Below are 17,984 nucleotides of genomic sequence, written 5' to 3' on the forward strand. Positions count from 1 at the left end.
TGGACGATTCGGTTACCGACTCCGGCGCATCAGCGGCGGCTGCCGGAGCCGTGAGCGCCGCACCCGGGCAGCGTCGTCGGGCGCGTCGAGGTGGCGGGCGGGTGCGGTCAGCCGGGGGTACGCAGGCGGGTGAGCAATGCCTCCGCCGCGACCCGTTCGCTGCGCTGCTCGGTGGCGTACGCCGTCCGGACCGCGTCCTCGGCGCTGGCCTTCGCCTCCGCCGGCCGTCCACACGCGGCCAACGCCTCGGCCAGTACGCTCGCCGCGATCACCTGGCTGCGGACGTCCTCGGCCGGCGCGCGCACCGCCCGGTGAGCCCAGTCCAGCGCCTGCTCGCGCTGACCGTGGGCGAGCAGAGCAGAGGCGTAGCGCGCCATCGACTGCCGACGGGAGAAGAGCAGCGACGGAGTGGTGGCCGCCATCGTGGCGACCGGGGCGAGCAGGCCGACCGCCGTGCCGGAGTCGCCCGCCGCCAACCGGGCGGTGGCCAGCAACACCCGGGGTGCGACCTGCGCCGGAGCTTGGGGATTGTGTGGTTCCACTGTGGTCAGTACCGCGCGCGCGTCCCGCTCCGCACCAGCCACGTCACCCATCTCCAACGCGACGAACCCGCGCAACGTGCCGGCCATCCCGGTGAGCAGCGGGTGAGCCGTCCGGTGGCCGTAGGCGAGCGCATCGGTGAGCAGGTCGGCGGCGTGCTCCGGCTCGCCCAGCCCTCGGGCGATCACCCCCCGGACCACCAGCGCGAAGCCCTGGCCCCAGTCGTCCGAGGCGGCGGCGAAGTCCCGGTACGCCCGCCGGGCCTCCCGGTCGGCGTCGGCCAGCTCGCCCAGCTCGGCGTTGGCGTACGCGTCGACCGCCCGCAGCGTGCCCACCGCCCACGCCTCACCGACCCGTTCACCGAACGGCAGGAAGACCCGGGCCAGCCGACGTGCCTCCCGCAACCGACCGGCCAGCAGCCGGGCGAAGGCGGTGGTGCCGCGCAACCACGCCCGGCCGTACGGGTCCTTCAACTCGGCGAACAGCCGGGCGGCCCGGCCCAGCACCGCGTCCGTACCGGCGAAGTCACCCCGCGTGGTGGTCACCCAGGCGAGGTTCTGCAACGACCAGGCCTGCCCCCGCCGATCACCCACGGCGAGGCTCACCTGGTACGAGGCAGCGAGCCGGCTGCTGGCCTGGCCCAGCCGGCCGACCAGGAAGTCGGTCATGCCCAGTCGACGCATCGCCGACGCGCGCAGGGCGGGCAGGTTGGCGTCACCGGCCACCTGCAACACCTCCTGCCAGCTGGCCTCGGCGCGTTGCAGGTCACCCATCGCCTGCTGGGCCTGACCGGCGAGCAGCAGAGCGCTGGCCCGCGTCGCCGGATCGCCCGTGTTGGCCGCGATCTTCTCGGCCGAGGCCAGGGCGTCGGCGGCCCGACCGACCTGGAGCAGTGCCCGGGCATGTGCCACCCGGTCGACCGCGGGTACCCCGTCTCGGGCCAGTTCCGCCGCGCGTTCGGCGTACTCCACGGCCAGCGCCGGCTCCCCCGCGTGCAGCGCCCGACGGGTGGCCCGGCCGAGCGCCGCCACACCCAGCGGCGCGACCGCCCGGGCCGGCGCGTCCGGGCGGAGCGTGATCGCATCGGCCAGCGCGGTGGCCCGCTCGACGTGCTCGGCCACGAAGTCGTCCCGGGCCGCCTCCGAGAAACCGCCGGGGCCGCTTCCGGTGCTGCCCGTCGCGGTCGCCTCGGTCGCCGGGGCCGCCCAGCGGGCCAACGCGGCGTGCCGCTCCGCCAGCTCCGCCTTGCTGATTCCGGAGTACGCCGCCTCCCGCATCAGCGGAGTGGCGAAGGCGTACCCGCTGCGGGTGCGGTGCAGCATCCGGCGTTGCAGCAGCTCCTCCACGGCCCGTTCAAACTCGACGGCGGCGACTGCGGCCGGGCGGCCGTCCCGGCCGGTGCGCTGCTCCCGCAGCGCCTCCAGCGCGCCCTCGGGCACCGTGTCGCCGACCACCGCGGCGTCCCGCAACACCGAACGGGCCTCGACGGGCAGCGCGTCGATCCGGGCGGCGAGCACCGCCGCGAGATCCCGGGAGAGCAACCGGCTGCCGAGGGAACCGGGCACCAACCGCCAACTGTTGCGCGCCCCGGCGGTCAGCGCGCCACGCTCCATCAGCAGGGTGACCAGTTCCGCGAGGTAGAAGGCGTTGCCCTGGGCGGTGGCGAGCAGCCGGTCGGTGTCGGCCTGGGGCAACCGTCCACCACCGAGGTAACTGGTCAACAGCCTGGCCGCGTCGGCACCGCGCAGCGGCGGCAACGGCTGCACCTCGGCGTCGGCGACCCGGGCCAGCGTACCGGCGGTACGCACCAGCTCGGGGCGACCGAGCAGCAGCACCAGCACCGGTCCGCTGAGCCGGGACAGCGTGACCTCCAGCGCGCCGATGGTCTCCGCGGTGGCGTCGTGCAGATCGTCCACGATCACCACCAGCGGCGCCTCCTCGGCGAGCGCGCTGAGCAGGTCGGCCACCGCGTTGGGCACCGCGTCGGCGTCGGCCGGCGGCCCGGTGGTGCTCCACTCACCCTCCGTGGAGCCACTGGCGGGTAGCTCGGCATACCCGAGCAGGGCCAGGAGTTGATCGACGGCGACCGGCGCCGGCTCCGTCCGGCTGCGGCTGAGCCGTTGCCCGAGCCGACGCAGCCGCTCCTCCACGGCCGCGCGGGTGACCGCGGTCGCGGCGTCGTTCGGCAGCCCTGTCGCGGCGCGCACCAGGTCGGCGAGGGGAGCCAACCGTCGACGCTCACCGAAGGCCGCGCAACGCACCGACAGGACCCGGGCACCGGTGTGCGCGGCGTACCGACCGGCACCGACGTCGTAACCGGCGGCGAGCCGTTCCACCTCGGCCGCGAACCGGGACTTGCCGATGCCCGCCTCGGCCGTCATCAGCAGCACCCGGGGCTCGCTACGGTCGATCACCTCGGCGAGCCGGCCGGCCACCCGACCGATCTCCGTCTCCCGGCCCACGAACGGCGCCTCGTCGCCCAGGCCGGAGCGGGTGCCGGGCGCGTCCAGCAGGCCGAGCAGTTCGTACGCCTCGACCGGCTCGCGCTTGCCCTTGAGCCGCAGCGGTCGCAGTGCCCGCCAGCTCGCGACGTGCCGGGTCGCCATGGCGGTACGCCCACCGGCGTAGACCGCGCCGACGGCGGCGGCGTCGGCCAGCCGGGCGGCGGTGTTCACCGTGTCACCGATGACGGTGTACTCGATGGCGGCCTGGATGCCGGCGATCACGTCACCGGTGTTGAGTCCGACCCGCAACCCCAGCGGCGCGCCGCCGCCCTGCTCGTCGTCGAGCACCCGGCGGACCGCTCGCTGCATGGACAACGCGGCGCGGACCGCCCGCTCGGCGTCGTCCTCGTGCGCCACGGGTGCGCCGAAGACCGCCATGATCCCGTCACCGGTCAGCTTGTCGACGTGCCCGCCGAAGGTCTTGACCGCTCCGGCCAACGCGGCCAGCACGCGGTCGGTGACCGCGCCGACGCGTTCCGGGTCGAGATCCTCCGACCAGGAGGTGAAGTCGGACAGGTCACCGAAGAGGACGGTCACCACCCGACGCTCGGCGGCGGGCAGGGTCGCGGCGGCTGGCAGCGCGGCGCCGCAGTTGTGGCAGAACCGGGCGCCGGGCACCGCGACAGTTCCGCACACCGGGCAGGTCACGCTGGTTCCAACCTCGCGTCGCCGTCGCCGGATTCCCGGCCCAGGTATTCGAGCTGCGCGCGTACCGACCATTCCGCCGCCCACCACAGCGACCGGTCGACGTCGGCGTAGACCGTCGCGACCACCTCGGCCGCGGTCCGCGCGCCCGCCTCCAGCGCCTGCCGGACCTGGTCGAGGCGGGCCCGACGGTGGGCGAGGTAGAAGTCGGCGGCGGCACCGCAGTCGGCCAGTGCCGGGCCGTGTCCGGGCAGCGCCGGGATTCCCCGGTACGTCGAGAGCAGTTCCAGGCTCGTCAGGTAGTCGCCGAGGTTCCCGTCCGGGTGCGCCACGACGGTGGTACCCCGGCCGAGGATCGTGTCGCCGGTGAGGACCGCACGTCGACCGTTCCGCTCGGCGAGGAAGCAGACCGAGTCGGCGGTGTGCCCGGGAGTGGAGAGCAGGCGGATGTCCAGGCCGAAGCCATCCAGGTCCTGCCCCGGCCCGGTCAGCGGCGCACCGCCGATCGTGTGCGCCGGGTCGACGGCGAGGACGGGTGCCCCACCGAGCAGATCGTGCAGGCGCGCCGAGCCCTCGGTGTGGTCGGGGTGCCCGTGCGTGATCAGCACCAGCCCGACCGGTCCCTGCGCGACGATCGCGGCGAGGTGCGCCTCGTCCGCCGGCCCTGGGTCGACCACCACGGCCGGCTCGCCGGGCGCGGCCCGCAGCAGCCAGGTGTTGGTGCCGTCCAGCGTCATCGGCCCCGGATTGGGTGCCCGCAGCAGCGTCACCCATTCCGGCAGTTCGCTGGCGAGGGCGCTCACCGCCCCCGTCACATGCCCTCCCATGGCTGCGATCGTACGACTCCCCGACCCCACCCCCGCGATCTTGCAGTTCTGGCCTCCGATTCGCCCTCGATAGGGGCTTTCGTCCCGACCAAAAAGTGCAAGATCGCGGGAAGATCCCGGGTGGCGTCGCGGTCAGGAGACCTCGACGATGACCTCGACCTCGACCGGGGCGTCCAGGGGCAGTTCCGCGACGCCGACCGCCGAGCGGGCGTGTCGGCCCGCCTCGCCGAAGACGGTGCCGAACAGGTCCGACGCGCCGTTGATGACCGCGGGCTGACCGGTGAAGCCGGGTGCGCTGGCGACGAAGCCGGTCAGCTTCACCACCTTGACGACGTTCTCCAGGCCGACCAGCGAGTCGATGGCGGCGAGCGCGTTGAGCGCGCACCGCTGGGCGAGCTGCTTGGCCTGGTCGGCGGAGACGCCGGCACCGACCTTGCCGGTGGCCAGCAGCTTGCCGTCGGCCATCGGCAGCTGCCCGGAGACGTACACGTGCTGCCCGGACTGCACCGCCGGCAGGTAGCTCGCCACCGGCGGCACCACCTCCGGCAGCTCCAGCCCGAGTTCCGCCAGCCTGGCGTGTGGTCCGTTGGCCACGACGCTCATGCCTTCGGGCGCTTCAGGTAGGCGACCAGTTGCTCCGGGTTCGGCCCCGGAACGACGGAGACGAGTTCCCAGCCGTCCTCACCCCAGTTGTCGAGGATCTGCTTGGTCGCGTGGACCAGCAGCGGGACGGTGGCGTATTCCCACTTCTGCATCGGTGGAGGGCTCCCTCGGTGGCATGGACACTTCGGGGCACAGCCTACGGTCCGCCGACCGGCCGGGATGCGGGACGCTGGTCCGCGACGGGCCGTTGTTCGACGGCGCCGCGTTGCTCGGGCGCGGGCAGCTCCCCACAGGGACCGGCATGGTCGTAGGGCTGGGGGCAACGCGTACGGTCCGGCAGCAGCAGGTCGCAGAAGACCCGGTGACGGTTGTTCTGGTCGTCGGCGGTCGACACCTCGGTCTCACCGGCGTCCAGTTCGAGCAGGAAGTTCAGTGAGGTGGCCACCCGACCGGCCAGCGCGGTGGCGGCGGCCAGGTCGGTCACCCGGATGGGCAGGTGGATGACGTAGCCGGGGCCGTCCTCCTCCCGCCCACCGGCCGGCTCGACACTCGTGACCGGATCGACCGGACGCCGGTACGAGCGCTCATTCAGCGGTAGCCGGCCGGCGGAGTCCGCACCGGGTGTCCGGCTGCCCCTCCGCAGCCCGGTGGAAAACTGGGCTCGGGGGGTGTTGTCGGTGTCGCGCATGCGCTGCCTCCGGGCGTCGTACCTGGTCACGGCGCCGCCCACCGGTCCGGGACCCATCCGCCCGGCCCGCGCCGGGGCGTGCCGGAGCGACCGTAGGACCGGCTCGTCGGTCCCATCAACAGGACGCGCGCGCCTGATCGCGTTCGGTCACATTTGCGACACCCGACCAGCGGAAAGTTGATCGTGATCTTTGTCCGGGGCGCTACCGGCACTCCGCAGCGCGACCGCGGACCGCTACCCTTCCCGTCTGGACGGGCGCCCGGCCCGGCCACCCGATCCCACGCTCACCGCCCGCACGCGGTGCTGCGCCGCACCCGGGGGGACCGATGACCCAGCCACCCGCCGGCGGCCCGACCGGCCCCACCGACCTTCCGCCGACCCAGTCCGCCCCGCCGGCCACCGGGCCCGGCGTCCCGCCGTACCAGGCACCGGCCGCACCGCCCCGAAAGCGGGGGGCGCTGCTGGCCACACTCGCACTGGTCGTGGTGCTGCTGCTCTGCGCCGGAGGCGGCGTGGCCGCCTTCTTCACCCTGCGCGACACCGAGGCGGGCGAGGGCGCGGCCGATCCGTCGGTGGCGGTCGACGAGTTCCTGACCGCGGTCTACCAGGACCGGGACGCCGCCAAGGCGGCGAGTCTGGTCTGCACCGCCGCCCGCGACCAGGGCAAGATCCGGGCCAAGGTGGCCGAGGTCGAGAAGTACGTCTCGACCCACCAGAGTCCCCGGTTCCGTTGGGACACCCCGAAGGTGGACAACGAGACCGGCGACCGGGCGACCGTCACCACCACGGTGACCGTCACCACCGCCGACGAGAAGATCGCCGACCAGAACCTGCGCTTCACGGTGGTCCGCAAGACCGGCTGGTGGGTCTGCGAGGTCGCCTGACCACTGCGGGTGGATAGGCTCGATGGGTGGGAGCAGCGCAGCGACCGACTGATCGGGCCGTCCTCGACTGGCCGGCCCGCCTGCACGTGGTGACCGGCAAGGGGGGCACCGGCAAGACCAGCGTGGCCGCCGCCCTGGCCCTGGGCCTGGCCGCCGGTGGTCGACGCACCCTGCTGGTGGAGGTGGAGGGGCGACAGGGCATCGCCCAGCTCTTCGGCACCGAACCGCTGCCGTACGCCGAACGGCACCTGGCCGACGCTCCCGGCGGCGGCGAGGTGTCGGCGCTGGCGGTGGACGCCGAGGAGGCGCTGCTCGAGTACCTCGACATGTTCTACAAGCTCGGTGCGGCCGGGCGGGCGCTGCGCAAGTTCGGAGCGATCGACTTCGCCACCACGATCGCCCCGGGTCTGCGCGACGTGCTGCTCACCGGCAAGGTCAAGGAAGCCACCACCCGCACCGTCGACCGGCGGCGGGTGTACGACGCGGTGGTGTTGGACGCACCACCGACCGGCCGGATCGGGCGCTTCCTGAACGTCACCGCCGAGACCGCCCGGCTGGCCAAGGTTGGGCCGATCAAGACGCAGAGCGAGGGAGTCTCCGCGCTGCTGCGCTCACCGATGACGGCCGTGCACGTGGTGACCCTGCTCGAAGAGATGCCGGTGCAGGAGACCGTCGACGCGATCGCCGAGCTGACCTCGCTCGGTTTCAACCTGGGCCGGGTGATCGTCAACGGCACCCGACCGCCGTTGCCGACAGGACGGCTGGTCACCGAGGCGGAGTTGGAGCGCGGCCTGCGGGCGGCGGGGCTGCCGGTCAGGAAGTCGATCGTCACCGGTCTGCGCGACGAGGCACACGACCTGATGATCCGCCGGGAACTGGAGGATTCGCTCCGTACGGATCTGGTGGACCTCGGCGTGCCCCTGGTCGAGCTGCCGCTGCTGCCCGACGGGGTGAACCGGGCAGGGCTGGACGTGCTCGCCGCCGCGCTCGTCCAGGGCGATTGACTCACACCTGAGGTTGGCCAGGCGCGCGGAGCCAGCCAGCCCTATACGCTCGATTGGTGCCTTTCGACAACGCCACGCCGCCGCTGGACGTCGACCGGATCCTGGCGGACCCGGGAGTACGGATCGTGGTCTGCTGTGGTGCGGGCGGGGTGGGCAAGACGACCACGGCTGCGGCGCTGGCGCTGCGCGCCGCCGAGCGGCACGGCCGACGCACGGTGGTGCTCACCATCGACCCGGCGCGGCGGCTGGCCCAGTCCCTCGGGCTGACCGAGCTGGACAACACGCCCCGGCAGGTCAAGGGGATCGACGTCGAGGACAGCGGCGGCGAGTTGCACGCCATGATGCTCGACATGAAGCGCACCTTCGACGACGTGGTGCTGGCGCACACCGATCCGGCGAAGGCGGCGGAGATCTTCGCCAACCCCTTTTACCAGGCCATGAGTTCCACCTTCGCGGGCACGCAGGAGTACATGGCGATGGAGAAGCTCGGCCAGTTGCACGCGCGGGGCGAGTGGGACCTGATCGTGGTGGATACTCCTCCGTCGCGCTCGGCGCTGGATTTCCTCGACGCGCCGGCCCGGTTGTCGCGGTTCCTCGACGGGCGGATGCTGCGGCTGCTGCTCGCTCCGGCGCGTACCGGCGGACGCAGCATGTTCAGCCTGGTCACCGCCTCCTTCGGGATGTTCTCCCGGGTGGTGCAGAAGGTCATCGGCACGCAGTTGCTGACCGACCTGTCCGGCTTCGTCGCCGCACTCGACTCGATGTTCGGTGGCTTCCGGCAGCGCGCCGAGCAGACGTACCGCATCCTGCAGGCGCGGGAGACGGCCTTCCTGCTGGTCGCGGCGCCGGAGCCGGACGCGGTCCGGGAGGCCGCCTACTTCGCCGGTCGGCTGGGCGCGGAGAAGATGCCGCTGGCCGGCCTGGTGCTCAACCGGGTGCACCAGCCGACCGTGACCGAGTTGGGCGCGGCGGAGAGCCGCGCTGCCGCTGACCGGCTGGCGGCGGCCGGGGGCCACGAGGGCACCGTCGAGGTGCTGCGGGCGCACGCCGCACTGGCCGAGCAGGCGGTACGGGAGCAGCAGGTGGCGGCGCGGTTCACCGAGGCGTTTCCGCAGGTGCCGACCGTGTCGGTGACGGCCCAGCCCGCCGACGTGCATGACGTCGACGGGCTGCGGACGATCGCGGCGGCGATCAGCCGCTGCTGACCGACGAGGCGGTCGACGGCGGCTGAGGCGTGCCGGTTGCTCAGTTGCCTGCGGCGGCCAGGATCTTGTCCTTGCCCGCCTTGTCCTTGGCGTTCTTCTTCATCGCCGCCTCGAACATCTTGCGCCAGCTGGTGACCTGGGGGTGGCGGCGCAGCAGCGCGCGACGTTCCCGTTCGGTCATGCCACCCCACACGCCGAACTCGATCCGGTTGTCCAGCGCGTCGGCCAGGCATTCGTACCGGACTGGGCAGCTCCGGCAGATCCGCTTGGCCACGTTCTGTTCGGCGCCCTGTACGAACAACGCGTCCGGGTCCCCGTTCTGACACGCCGCCAACGACGGCCAGTCAGTGATCATGCCCATCTGTACACGTCCCCCCTTGCAGTACTACCGACGCCGTCGCGGGCCAGCCGGCAATCCCCCCGGATCGTCCGGCACACCTACCCCAAGGCGGCACAGACGACATGTGGCGCTGTCGCCGCCTACATCATGCTCTGTAGTCGCACGATTACGCAACGTTGTTGGCGAAATCCATCATTCCGGACACTCCCGGCTTCTCGGGCCCGGGACCGCCGCTTACCCCACCGAGGTCCGCGAAAACGCTGCGAGCAACCTCCGCGAGGAGGAAACTCGGCTCGGATCCACGCAACCGGACACCCGGTGCCACGCGTCTAGCACAACGAGGACGGCGCGCGCAGGAAATGGGGAAAAGACGCCCCAGCGCCCCTCGTTACCTGTTCGCGTACCCTGTCGAGGTGACCTGGATGCGGAAACGTGACCACAACGTCCTGACCAACGCCGCATCGCTACTCATCTGTGGGCTGTTGGCCGGTGTGGTGGTTGCCGCCGCGGCCTTCCCCGCCGTGGCGATGTCGGGCCTGGCCGCTAAGGCCGGAGCGGAGACCTTCGGCGCGCTGCCGAAGGAACTCACCGTGGCGCGCGCGCCCCAGATCAGTTATCTGCTCGCCTCGGACGGCAAGACCCCGCTGGCCACCATGTACGACGAGAACCGGCGCGACGTGAAGCTCGCCGACGTCTCCGAGAACATGCGCAACGCGATCATCGCCGCCGAGGACCACGACTTCTACGAGCACAACGGGGTCGATCTCAACGGCGTGGCCCGGGCCTTCGTCAACAACAGCCAGGCCGGCGCCGACCGGCAGGGCGCCTCGACGCTGACCATGCAGTACGTCCGGATGGGCATCGCATACTCGGCGACCCACCCGGCCGACGTAATCGCCGCGACCGAGGACACCAGCGCCCGCAAGCTGCGCGAGATGCGCTACGCGCTCCAACTCGACAAGGAGATGTCGAAGGACGAGATCCTGGAGCGCTACCTCAACCTCGCCGCCTTCGGCAACGGTGCCTACGGCGTCTACGCCGCCAGCCAGGTCTACTTCAACAAGCCCCCGAAGGACCTGAAGATCGAAGAGGCGGCCATGCTGGCCGGCCTGGTCAAGGCCCCCACCTCGTTCGACCCCACGACCAAGGACGGCTACCCGCACGCGGTGGCCCGGCGCGACTACGTCATCGACAACATGGTCAAGATCGGGGCGATCACCGAGCAGCAGGCCGAGGAGGCGAAGGCCGTCAAGCTGGTCGTCAAGGGCAAGCGGGCCCCGAACGGCTGCGTCGCCACCAACAAGAACGCCTGGGGCTTCTTCTGCGACTACTTCTACCGCTGGTGGATGTCGCAGGAGACGTTCGGCTCGACCTCGTACGACCGGGAGCGGCGGCTCAAGAGCGGCGGCTACACCATCGTCACGACCCTGGACAAGCAGACCCAGAACGGTGCCGACAAAGCGGTCCGCGAGGCCAAGTCGGTGACCGCCAAGGAAGCCGTGATGATCGCGGTGGTCGAGCCCGGCACCGGCCGGGTCCGGGCGCTGTCGGTCAACCGGAACTTCAAGCTCGACAACCCGGACAAGCCCAAGAACAAGCCGCACAGCGACCCGGTGCAGCGCAACCGGGGCAAGCTCGGCAACTACCCGAACACGGTCAACCCGTTGCTGACCGGCGGGGACGGCATCACCGGCTACCAGGCCGGCTCCGTCTTCAAGATGTACACGATCGTCGCCGCGCTGGAGAAGGGCATCCCGCTCAGCTACACCTTCAACGCGCCGCAGCAGTTCAAGTCGGAGTACATCGTCGAGAGAGGCAGCCCGGCCGCCTGTCCGGGCACCAACTTCTACTGCCCGACCAACTCCGGCAAGAAGCCCGGCGGCGTGCAGAACATGTGGAGCGCCTTCTCCGCCTCGATCAACACGTACTTCGTGCCGTTGCAGCAGCAGGTCGGCGCGGAGAACGTGGTGGACGTGGCCAAGCGCCTCGGCATCCAGTTCCGGCAGAGCAAGGACGCGGAGTACGCCAACAACAAGGAGGCCGCCCACCAGTGGGGCGCCTTCACGCTGGGCGTCTCGCAGGTCACCCCGCTGGAGCTGGCCAACTCGTACGCCACCCTGGCTGCCGACGGCAAGTACTGCGAACCGATCCCGGTGCAGGAGATCCGGGACCTGGACGGCAACAAGCTGGACGTGGCCAACCCGCGCTGCGAGAAGCGGTTCAGCACCGAGGTGGCCCGCGCGGCGGTGGACGCGGCCCGCTGCCCGGTCGGTGACAACTCCTCCACCAGCAAGTGTGGCGGCAGCCGCACCGCGGCCGAGGTGAAGTGGAACGTCGGCAAGCCGGTGGCCGGCAAGTCCGGCACCACCGACTCCGAGAAGACCGCCTCGCTGGTCGCGATGACCAAGCAGTACGCGGTGGCCGGCATCCTGGCCGACCCGGACTGGCCGCAGACCAACGTCAAGATGAAGCACAACCGTCCGGACGGCATCAACCCGCCGGTGTGGAAGACGTTGAAGGCCGCCATGAAGGGCAAGAAGGGGATCGACTTCGACCCGCCCGGCAAGAAGATCTCCCTGGGTGACCAGCGCACCATCCCCGGCGTCACCTGCCTGGAGATCGAACGGGCCAAGTCCCGCATCTCCGGTGCCGGCTTCCAACCGCTCGTCTCCACCAGCCGGATCGCCTCGGACTGCCCTGCCGGCACCGCCGCCGGCACCAGCCCCAGCGGTCGCACCATCAAGGGCGGCATCGTGACGATCATGGTCAGCGCCGGTAAGGCCGACAACAACGACGGTGGCGGCAACGGCCGGCCGGGCACGGATCCGTCCAGCGGACCGCCCAACCCGCCCAGCCCGCCCGGACGCGCGCCGGATCGACCCGGCGGCTGATCGGGCCTCGTTGACGGTGAACGGGTGGGTACCCCTTGTCGGGGGTGCCCACCCGTTCTATGTACGGATCAACCGGGCCAGCGAAGTCAGCAGCAGGACGGCCAGGCAGCCCAGCGCCAGCACGTCGTTCACCCAGGCCGCCGCGGTGATACCTCCCACGGCGCGGAGGGCGTACCCCGGCGGTTATCGGCGACGATTCAGAGGCCCAGCTGGCGGCGTACCTCGGCGGCCACCCGGCCCCCCTCGGCCTGGCCCGCCACCGCGGCCTGGACCGCCTTCATGGCCGGGCCCATCTGCGCCTTGCCGGTGAAGCCGCCCGCAGCGAGCGCCTGCGTGACCACCTCGGTCAGCTCGGCGTCGGAGAGCTGCTTCGGCAGGTAGCGCTCCAGCACCTCACCCTCGGCGGACTCCTTGGCGGCCTGCTCGGCACGGCCCGCGTCGGCGAAGGCGGCAGCCGCCTCGCGGCGCTTCTTGGCCTCCTTGGTCAACACGGCCACCACCTCGTCGTCGCTGAGTTCCCGCTTGGCCTTGCCGGAGACCTCGGCGGTGCCCACAGCGGCCAGAGCCATCCGCAGGGTGGAGGTGGTCAGCTCGTCGCGGGCCTTCAGCGCGGCGCGCATGTCGGCGGTGAGGCGGTCCTTCAGCGTGCTCATGGACGGTCAAACTACCCTGATCGGCATGCGAAAGCGCACACTATTCCGGCTCGCGACCGCGACCGTGGCGACGGGTGCCGCCGCCCTGGCGTACGCCTCCCTCGTCGAGCGCAACATGTTCACCCTCCGCCGCTTCGACGTCCCGGTGCTGCCCACCGGCACCGAGCCGCTGCGCGTGCTGCACCTGTCAGACCTGCACATGACCCCCAACCAGGTACGCAAGCAGCATTGGGTCGCCTCGCTGGCCGCGCTCGACCCCGATCTTGTGGTGGTGACCGGAGACAACATGGCGCACCCGGACGCGGTGCCGGGGGTGCTGCGGGCGCTGCAACCGCTGCTCGACTACCCGGGCGCGTTCGTGTTCGGCTCGAACGACTACACCGGGCCGGTCTGGAAGAACCCGTTCAGCTACTTCATGCCCGACCGGGAGTACACCGAGGGGGTCGAGCTGCCCACCGAGGACCTGCGCGAGGTGCTCACCGGGGCCGGCTGGGTCGACCTGAACAACAGGCGTACGACGGTCAAGGCCGGCGGTCGCTCGATCGAGATGGCCGGCGTGGACGATCCGCACGTCGAGCGCGACGACTACGCCTCGGTCTCCGGCCCGGTCTCCTCCGCCGCCGACCTCTCCATCGCGCTCACCCACTCCCCCGAGCCGGCACTGCTCGACGAGATGGCCGCCGACGGCTTCGATCTGCTGCTCGCCGGGCACACCCACGGTGGCCAGGTGTGCGTACCGGGAGTGGGCGCCCTGGTGACCAACTGCGGACTACCCCGGTCGATGGCGAAGGGGCTGCACCGCTGGCCCGGGTCGAACTCCTGGCTACACGTATCCGCCGGGCTCGGCACCCACCCGACCGCTCCCGTCCGATTCGCCTGCCCGCCGGAGGCCAGCGTGCTCACCCTGATCCCACGCTGACCGCCCGACCCGGGTACCGAGTTTGAGCCCCGGGACGGGTGGGCTACTATTTGTCGGCACGCCTCGGGGTGTGGCGCAGCTTGGTAGCGCGCTTCGTTCGGGACGAAGAGGTCGTCGGTTCGAATCCGGCCACCCCGACCAGTTGAGGGGCACATCCAATGGATGTGCCCCTCAGTGCGTGTGCCACCCGAGGCCGAGCGGTGCAGGTTTGGATCCTGCGCGGAGATGGCCCCCTTCCTCCCCGGCTGCGCCGACGGCCATCACCGGCCCAACCGCACGGCGGTGCCGGGCCTACCTATCCATGCGGCTCCAGGCGCACCCGTCCAGCGACTCGGGCACCGCTCGCCCGTGGCTCGGGCCCAAACGCGCGGCGTCTCGGGCCGACCGCGCGCCGGGTCGCCGGGCTAGCCGACCCGGTGGCGATGCTCCCTGCTCAGCCGGACCGCCTGGACGGCGGCGACGACGAGGAGGACCAGGAGCACCGGGCCGCCGAGGAGGACGACCAGACCGGCACCGATGTTCGCCCCGATCGCCCCGGCGGTCACGATCCGCCAGGCCAGGCCGAGCAACGCACCGGCGAGGATCACCGGCACCAGCACTGACCACCAGCGTGGATCAAGCTTGCGGGTGATGGTGGCGCGGACCAACACGGCCAGCGACACCACCATGACCACGGTGGCCACGATCACCAGGACCCGGTCGCCGACCGCGCCCAGACTGACCGGTTCCACCGCGTAGTCGAGCGGTTCTCCCTCGGCCGCGAGCCGTCGGGCGGCCTCCCCGGTCAGGTCACCGAGGAGCCAGCCGGTCACCACCGGCGTACTCACCAACAGAGCCACCGCGAGCACCGCAAGACCACGCCTCAACACGACATCCCTCTGTTCCGCTGGGTTGTCGAGTCGGACGGCCCGGGACGACCTACCAGCACGTTCAGCGAACCACGATAGTGATCTACGTCGCTAGACGTCGTCCCGGGCCACATCCGTCGGTCAGCAGTTCGTGTAGCCCTTGCCCTTCTTCTTCCAGGAGCACTTGTCGATCTGCTTGCCGCTGGCGTTACGCAGGTACGCGGTGTCGCCGGTGTTGTTCCAGATGTAGTTGCCCGAGCCCCAGTAGCGGGTACTGGCGGTGTTCTTGCCCGAGCCGGTACGGATGACGATGCTCTTGCCCTTGGCGAGCTTGACGTTGCCGCTGAACTTGTAGACGTGGTTGGCCTTGTCGCGCAGCGTCCAGTTCTTGAGGTTGATGGTGCGGGCCCGCCGGTTGGTCAGCTTCACGTACTCGGCGTTGAGGCTGGCGTTGGTACGCCGGTCGACACCCGGCGAGTCGTAGTAGACCTTGGTGATCTCGATGGCCGGGGTGGCGGCCTGCGCCGGGGCGGCGACGGTGAACGATCCACCCACCACCACGGCGAACGCGGCCACGAACCCGATGAGCCTTCTCGTCATGCGCGTGTTACCCCCACGGACGGCGCCGGAAGTCGGCGCGGAAGTGTCACGCCGACGCGTGACGGAGCGAGGCTAACGACGCGTCACGGCACGGCGAACACCCAAACACGCCCCGCCACCGATTAGGGCCGACCGGCGACTCAGGGCGACCCGGCCAGCGTTTCCGGCGCACCTGGCCGGCGTCGGTTGGGCGTACGACCGGTGTCGCTGCGGCATCCGGTACGACCGGTCGGACCCGACGCACGACGACGATCAGCCGCCCGAACGGCGTTCCCGGACCGCGCGTTAGCTGTCCACTTCGGACCATCTGCCGGGTGGCGCGCCTCGGTCTCCCGTCGGGCGTCCGCCGCTACGGGTTCGGCGCCGCTCAGAAGCCGCAGGTCATCCCGGCGGTGTGGCTCACCTGCACGGTGTGCGTGACGCAGCCCGCGCTGGACACCACGTGCAGCAGCAGTGCGGTCGGCTCGTCCACCCAGCCGATCCGCTCGTCGCCGCTCATGGTCAGCGTCGCCTGCCGCCAGGTGCTCGGGGCGACCGACAACATCGTGCCCGCGAAGGTCGCGCTCACCGGACGGTGCAGGTGACCCGCCGCGACGCGTACCACGTGCGGGTGTCGAAGCAGCACCTCGGCGAACTCGGCACCGTCGGCGAGCCGGATCGCGTCGGCAGCCGGGACGCCGACCTCGATCGGCGGGTGGTGCAGACAGACCACGGCCGGCACGTCGGGCCGGGCGGCCAGCACCCCGTCCAGCCAGGCGAGCTGTTCCTCGCCGAGCCGTCCGCCGTCCGCGCCGGGCACGAGGGAGTCGAGCACCACCACGGTCGCCCCGGGGTGGTCGACCTGGTAGTGCGCGGAGAAGCCACCACCCAGCCAGGGTGTGCCGCCGAAGGCGTCGAGCAGCGATTCCCGGTCGTCGTGGTTGCCGGTGGCCAGGTGCACCGGCAGCGGGTACCGCCCGAGCACCTCACGCAGCACGGCGTACTCGTCGGGACGGCCGTGGTCGGCCAGGTCGCCGGTGATTACCACACAGTCGGGCCTGGGGTTCAGCGCCAGCACCCGGCCGAGCGCCCGGTGCAGCCCGGCGGCCGGCTCGGCACCGAGGACACCGGTGGTCAGGTGCGGGTCGCTGAGGTGGGCGATGAGCATCGGACCTCCACTCGACCAGATGCCACCACGCTATCGTCGCCGCGCCGCGCCGGGGCCCCACAGGCCGTGTCCACACCCTGTGGATAGCACATGTGTACGACTGAAATCGGCGCTCCGTTTCGTCTGAGTACGCTTGATCCGCGACCCGGCGCCACCGGGACCGGATCCGACCTGGAACGACGTACGAGTGGATCAGCAAGAAGTCATCCGTGACGTGACGGTCCGCCTGCCGATGGCGTCGACCGTGGCCGAGGTGTGCGACGCAGCCGTCGACGCCCTCGCCCGGTACACCCCGGCCACCATCGCCGTCCTGTTGCACGTCCAGGATCGGCTCCGCTGCGTCGCCGCCACCGGGTCCTGGCAGGTATTCGCCACCGTCGCCCCGGGCACCGGGATCGTCGGGCGGGTCCATGCCAGTGGACGGTCCGCCGTCGTCCCGGACGTGGCCGCCGACCCCGATCACATTCCGGTACGCCCCGACGTCGTCGCCGAGGTGTGCGTACCGGTCCTGAACCCGGGCGGACGGGCCATCGGCGTGCTCGACCTGCAATGGACCGCGTCGGCCGATCTCGACTGGTGGCGGCGGGTCGCCGAAGGTGTCGCCGCCCGCCTCGGCGCCCGGATCTCGGCGCTCGGCGGCCCGTCGGAGAGCCGCAGCGAGAAGCTGCTCCGGCACGCGTCGGCAATGACCGCCGCGACCACCGAGTGGGACCTGATGACCGCCGCGATCGCCGCGGCCCGGGACGTGTCGACGCTCTCCGCCGCCGTCCTGCTGCTCGGTGGCCGGGGCGGGCCACGACTCGGCGCCCCGACGGCCGCCCCGGGCGATCTGGAAGCCCGGATGCGTGCCGAGCTGGTTGGGTTGGACACCCCGGCACTCGGACGCATCATCGGCCGGGCACATCGCTACGGGGCCGGTTACACCCTCGGCGAGGCCGGCCATCCGCCTACCGAGGAGCACCAGCCGCTGGTCCGGGCCGGGGTACGCACCCTGGTGGCGGTGCCGTTCGGGCCGCCGGAACGCGGCGGGGTGCTGCTCGTCGCCGACGAGCGGCTGCTCCGGCCGGATCCGATCACGGTCAACCTGCTGGAGCTGCTGGCCGGGCAGGCGTGGAGCTGCCTGGACCGGTTGCGCACCCTGGACCGACTACGCGAGCAGGCCAGCTCCGACCCGCTTACCGGGCTACGGCACACCGGCCCGTTCGGGCAGCGCATCGCCACCGTGGTCCCCGGCCGCACCGCCCTGCTGGCGATCGACGTGGACGACTTCAAAAGCGTCAACGACACGTACGGGCACCAGGCGGGTGACCAGGTGCTGATCGGGCTCGCCCGGGCGCTGGAGGATGCGCTGCGCCACGGCGACGAGTTGTACCGGATCGGTGGTGACGAGTTCGTCGCGGTGATCGAGGTGAGTCGTCCCGAGGAGGCGGTACGCGTCGCCGAGCGGCTCACCGAGGCCGCCCGCCGGGTGGGCCGTACGATCAGCGTCGGCGTGGCCCTGCCCCGCCCCGGCGAGTCACCCGAGCTGGCTCTCCAACGCGCCGACCAGGCCCTCTACGCTGTCAAGCGACAAGGCCGCGACGGCGTCCACCTCTCCGCCGCCTAACCCCGTTACCTTTTTGATCGTCCCCAGCCGGGGACGGCTCGGTCGCCCGGCTCGGTATGACTGACTGCCCCTGTCGTTTG

At 71.5% G+C, this 17,984-nt stretch carries 16 protein-coding genes and 1 tRNA gene; 7 read left to right on the plus strand and 10 right to left on the minus strand.

The genetic code is table 11. From position 1 onward, the window contains the following. Window positions 1–107: 107 nt before the first annotated feature. From ACLQ2S_RS02940 to ACLQ2S_RS02960, 5 genes are all read right to left on the minus strand, one after another. Window positions 108–3,692 (minus strand): adenylate/guanylate cyclase domain-containing protein, encoded by a 3,585-nt coding sequence (locus tag ACLQ2S_RS02940; protein WP_425701042.1) that lies wholly within the window; start codon window positions 3,690–3,692, stop codon window positions 108–110. Beyond that, entirely contained in the window at window positions 3,689–4,516 is an 828-nt protein-coding gene (locus ACLQ2S_RS02945) for an MBL fold metallo-hydrolase (RefSeq protein ID WP_155214347.1), read from the minus strand. The genes ACLQ2S_RS02940 and ACLQ2S_RS02945 overlap by 4 nt, the downstream gene beginning before the upstream one ends. A 132-nt stretch (window positions 4,517–4,648) precedes the next feature. Next, window positions 4,649–5,119, minus strand: coding sequence for a RidA family protein (locus tag ACLQ2S_RS02950; protein WP_155214346.1), 471 nt, complete (start codon window positions 5,117–5,119; stop codon window positions 4,649–4,651). Further along, on the minus strand, window positions 5,116–5,271 hold the full coding sequence (locus ACLQ2S_RS02955; RefSeq protein WP_013736319.1) for a DUF4177 domain-containing protein: 156 nt from the start codon (window positions 5,269–5,271) through the stop codon (window positions 5,116–5,118). Before ACLQ2S_RS02955 ends, ACLQ2S_RS02950 begins: the two co-directional genes overlap by 4 nt. Window positions 5,272–5,315: 44 nt before the next feature. Then, window positions 5,316–5,807, minus strand: coding sequence for a hypothetical protein (locus tag ACLQ2S_RS02960; protein ID WP_155214345.1), 492 nt, complete (start codon window positions 5,805–5,807; stop codon window positions 5,316–5,318). Between the two features lie 326 nt (window positions 5,808–6,133). Here ACLQ2S_RS02960 and ACLQ2S_RS02965 point away from each other — a divergent pair, with 326 nt between their 5' ends. Genes ACLQ2S_RS02965 through ACLQ2S_RS02975 form a run of 3 tightly spaced genes read left to right on the plus strand, consistent with a single transcriptional unit; the run spans window position 6,134 to window position 8,900 of the window. Beyond that, window positions 6,134–6,691: a hypothetical protein gene (locus tag ACLQ2S_RS02965; RefSeq protein ID WP_425701043.1), complete on the plus strand. Its 558-nt coding sequence runs from the start codon at window positions 6,134–6,136 to the stop codon at window positions 6,689–6,691. A 26-nt stretch (window positions 6,692–6,717) separates the two neighbouring features. Next, complete coding sequence (locus ACLQ2S_RS02970) at window positions 6,718–7,695, plus strand: ArsA-related P-loop ATPase (RefSeq protein WP_425701044.1); 978 nt, start codon at window positions 6,718–6,720, stop codon at window positions 7,693–7,695. Window positions 7,696–7,748: 53 nt separating this feature from the next. After that, window positions 7,749–8,900 carry an ArsA family ATPase gene (locus tag ACLQ2S_RS02975; RefSeq protein WP_155214343.1) on the plus strand — a complete coding sequence of 384 codons (1,152 nt, stop codon included), beginning with the start codon at window positions 7,749–7,751 and terminating at the stop codon, window positions 8,898–8,900. Between the two features lie 40 nt (window positions 8,901–8,940). Here ACLQ2S_RS02975 and ACLQ2S_RS02980 read toward each other — a convergent pair whose 3' ends face one another. Beyond that, window positions 8,941–9,261, minus strand: a complete 321-nt coding sequence (locus ACLQ2S_RS02980; protein WP_155214342.1) for a WhiB family transcriptional regulator — start codon at window positions 9,259–9,261, stop codon at window positions 8,941–8,943. Between the two features lie 401 nt (window positions 9,262–9,662). Between ACLQ2S_RS02980 and ACLQ2S_RS02985 the strand changes: the two genes are divergently transcribed. Further along, window positions 9,663–12,131, plus strand: a complete 2,469-nt coding sequence (locus ACLQ2S_RS02985) for a penicillin-binding protein (RefSeq protein WP_425701045.1) — start codon at window positions 9,663–9,665, stop codon at window positions 12,129–12,131. Between the two features lie 197 nt (window positions 12,132–12,328). Here ACLQ2S_RS02985 and ACLQ2S_RS02990 read toward each other — a convergent pair whose 3' ends face one another. Further along, complete coding sequence (locus tag ACLQ2S_RS02990; protein WP_425701046.1) at window positions 12,329–12,784, minus strand: GatB/YqeY domain-containing protein; 456 nt, start codon at window positions 12,782–12,784, stop codon at window positions 12,329–12,331. A 25-nt stretch (window positions 12,785–12,809) separates the two neighbouring features. Here ACLQ2S_RS02990 and ACLQ2S_RS02995 point away from each other — a divergent pair, with 25 nt between their 5' ends. Both ACLQ2S_RS02995 and ACLQ2S_RS03000 read left to right on the plus strand, forming a co-directional pair. Further along, window positions 12,810–13,703, plus strand: coding sequence for a metallophosphoesterase (locus tag ACLQ2S_RS02995; RefSeq protein WP_155214339.1), 894 nt, complete (start codon window positions 12,810–12,812; stop codon window positions 13,701–13,703). Between the two features lie 64 nt (window positions 13,704–13,767). Continuing rightward, a tRNA-Pro gene (locus ACLQ2S_RS03000) sits at window positions 13,768–13,844 on the plus strand. Between the two features lie 263 nt (window positions 13,845–14,107). Here the strand turns inward: ACLQ2S_RS03000 and ACLQ2S_RS03005 are convergent. From ACLQ2S_RS03005 to ACLQ2S_RS03015, 3 genes are all read right to left on the minus strand, one after another. Beyond that, complete coding sequence (locus ACLQ2S_RS03005) at window positions 14,108–14,569, minus strand: hypothetical protein (RefSeq protein ID WP_155214338.1); 462 nt, start codon at window positions 14,567–14,569, stop codon at window positions 14,108–14,110. A 123-nt stretch (window positions 14,570–14,692) separates the two neighbouring features. Beyond that, window positions 14,693–15,151 (minus strand): lamin tail domain-containing protein, encoded by a 459-nt coding sequence (locus ACLQ2S_RS03010; protein WP_155214337.1) that lies wholly within the window; start codon window positions 15,149–15,151, stop codon window positions 14,693–14,695. A gap of 367 nt (window positions 15,152–15,518) precedes the next feature. Then, a complete protein-coding gene (locus tag ACLQ2S_RS03015) occupies window positions 15,519–16,298 on the minus strand; it encodes a phosphodiesterase (RefSeq protein WP_155214336.1) in 780 nt (259 codons plus the stop codon). A 232-nt stretch (window positions 16,299–16,530) separates the two neighbouring features. Here ACLQ2S_RS03015 and ACLQ2S_RS03020 point away from each other — a divergent pair, with 232 nt between their 5' ends. Beyond that, window positions 16,531–17,904 carry a diguanylate cyclase domain-containing protein gene (locus ACLQ2S_RS03020; protein WP_155214764.1) on the plus strand — a complete coding sequence of 458 codons (1,374 nt, stop codon included), beginning with the start codon at window positions 16,531–16,533 and terminating at the stop codon, window positions 17,902–17,904. Window positions 17,905–17,984 lie beyond the last annotated feature (80 nt).

The sequence above is a fragment of the Micromonospora sp. DT48 genome (assembly GCF_049844495.1).
In the GTDB taxonomy this organism is placed as follows: domain Bacteria; phylum Actinomycetota; class Actinomycetes; order Mycobacteriales; family Micromonosporaceae; genus Micromonospora.

Coding starts and splice junctions, on each gene's coding strand:
- ACLQ2S_RS02990 (WP_425701046.1), bottom strand. CDS start 12,784: ATGAGCACGCTGAAGGACCGCCTCACCGCCGACATGCGCGCCGCGCTG.
- ACLQ2S_RS02950 (WP_155214346.1), bottom strand. CDS start 5,119: ATGAGCGTCGTGGCCAACGGACCACACGCCAGGCTGGCGGAACTCGGG.
- ACLQ2S_RS02995 (WP_155214339.1), top strand. CDS start 12,810: ATGCGAAAGCGCACACTATTCCGGCTCGCGACCGCGACCGTGGCGACG.
- ACLQ2S_RS03015 (WP_155214336.1), bottom strand. CDS start 16,298: ATGCTCATCGCCCACCTCAGCGACCCGCACCTGACCACCGGTGTCCTC.
- ACLQ2S_RS02945 (WP_155214347.1), bottom strand. CDS start 4,516: ATGGGAGGGCATGTGACGGGGGCGGTGAGCGCCCTCGCCAGCGAACTG.
- ACLQ2S_RS02960 (WP_155214345.1), bottom strand. CDS start 5,807: ATGCGCGACACCGACAACACCCCCCGAGCCCAGTTTTCCACCGGGCTG.
- ACLQ2S_RS02965 (WP_425701043.1), top strand. CDS start 6,134: ATGACCCAGCCACCCGCCGGCGGCCCGACCGGCCCCACCGACCTTCCG.
- ACLQ2S_RS03010 (WP_155214337.1), bottom strand. CDS start 15,151: ATGACGAGAAGGCTCATCGGGTTCGTGGCCGCGTTCGCCGTGGTGGTG.
- ACLQ2S_RS02980 (WP_155214342.1), bottom strand. CDS start 9,261: ATGGGCATGATCACTGACTGGCCGTCGTTGGCGGCGTGTCAGAACGGG.
- ACLQ2S_RS03020 (WP_155214764.1), top strand. CDS start 16,531: ATGGCGTCGACCGTGGCCGAGGTGTGCGACGCAGCCGTCGACGCCCTC.
- ACLQ2S_RS02985 (WP_425701045.1), top strand. CDS start 9,663: ATGCGGAAACGTGACCACAACGTCCTGACCAACGCCGCATCGCTACTC.
- ACLQ2S_RS02955 (WP_013736319.1), bottom strand. CDS start 5,271: ATGCAGAAGTGGGAATACGCCACCGTCCCGCTGCTGGTCCACGCGACC.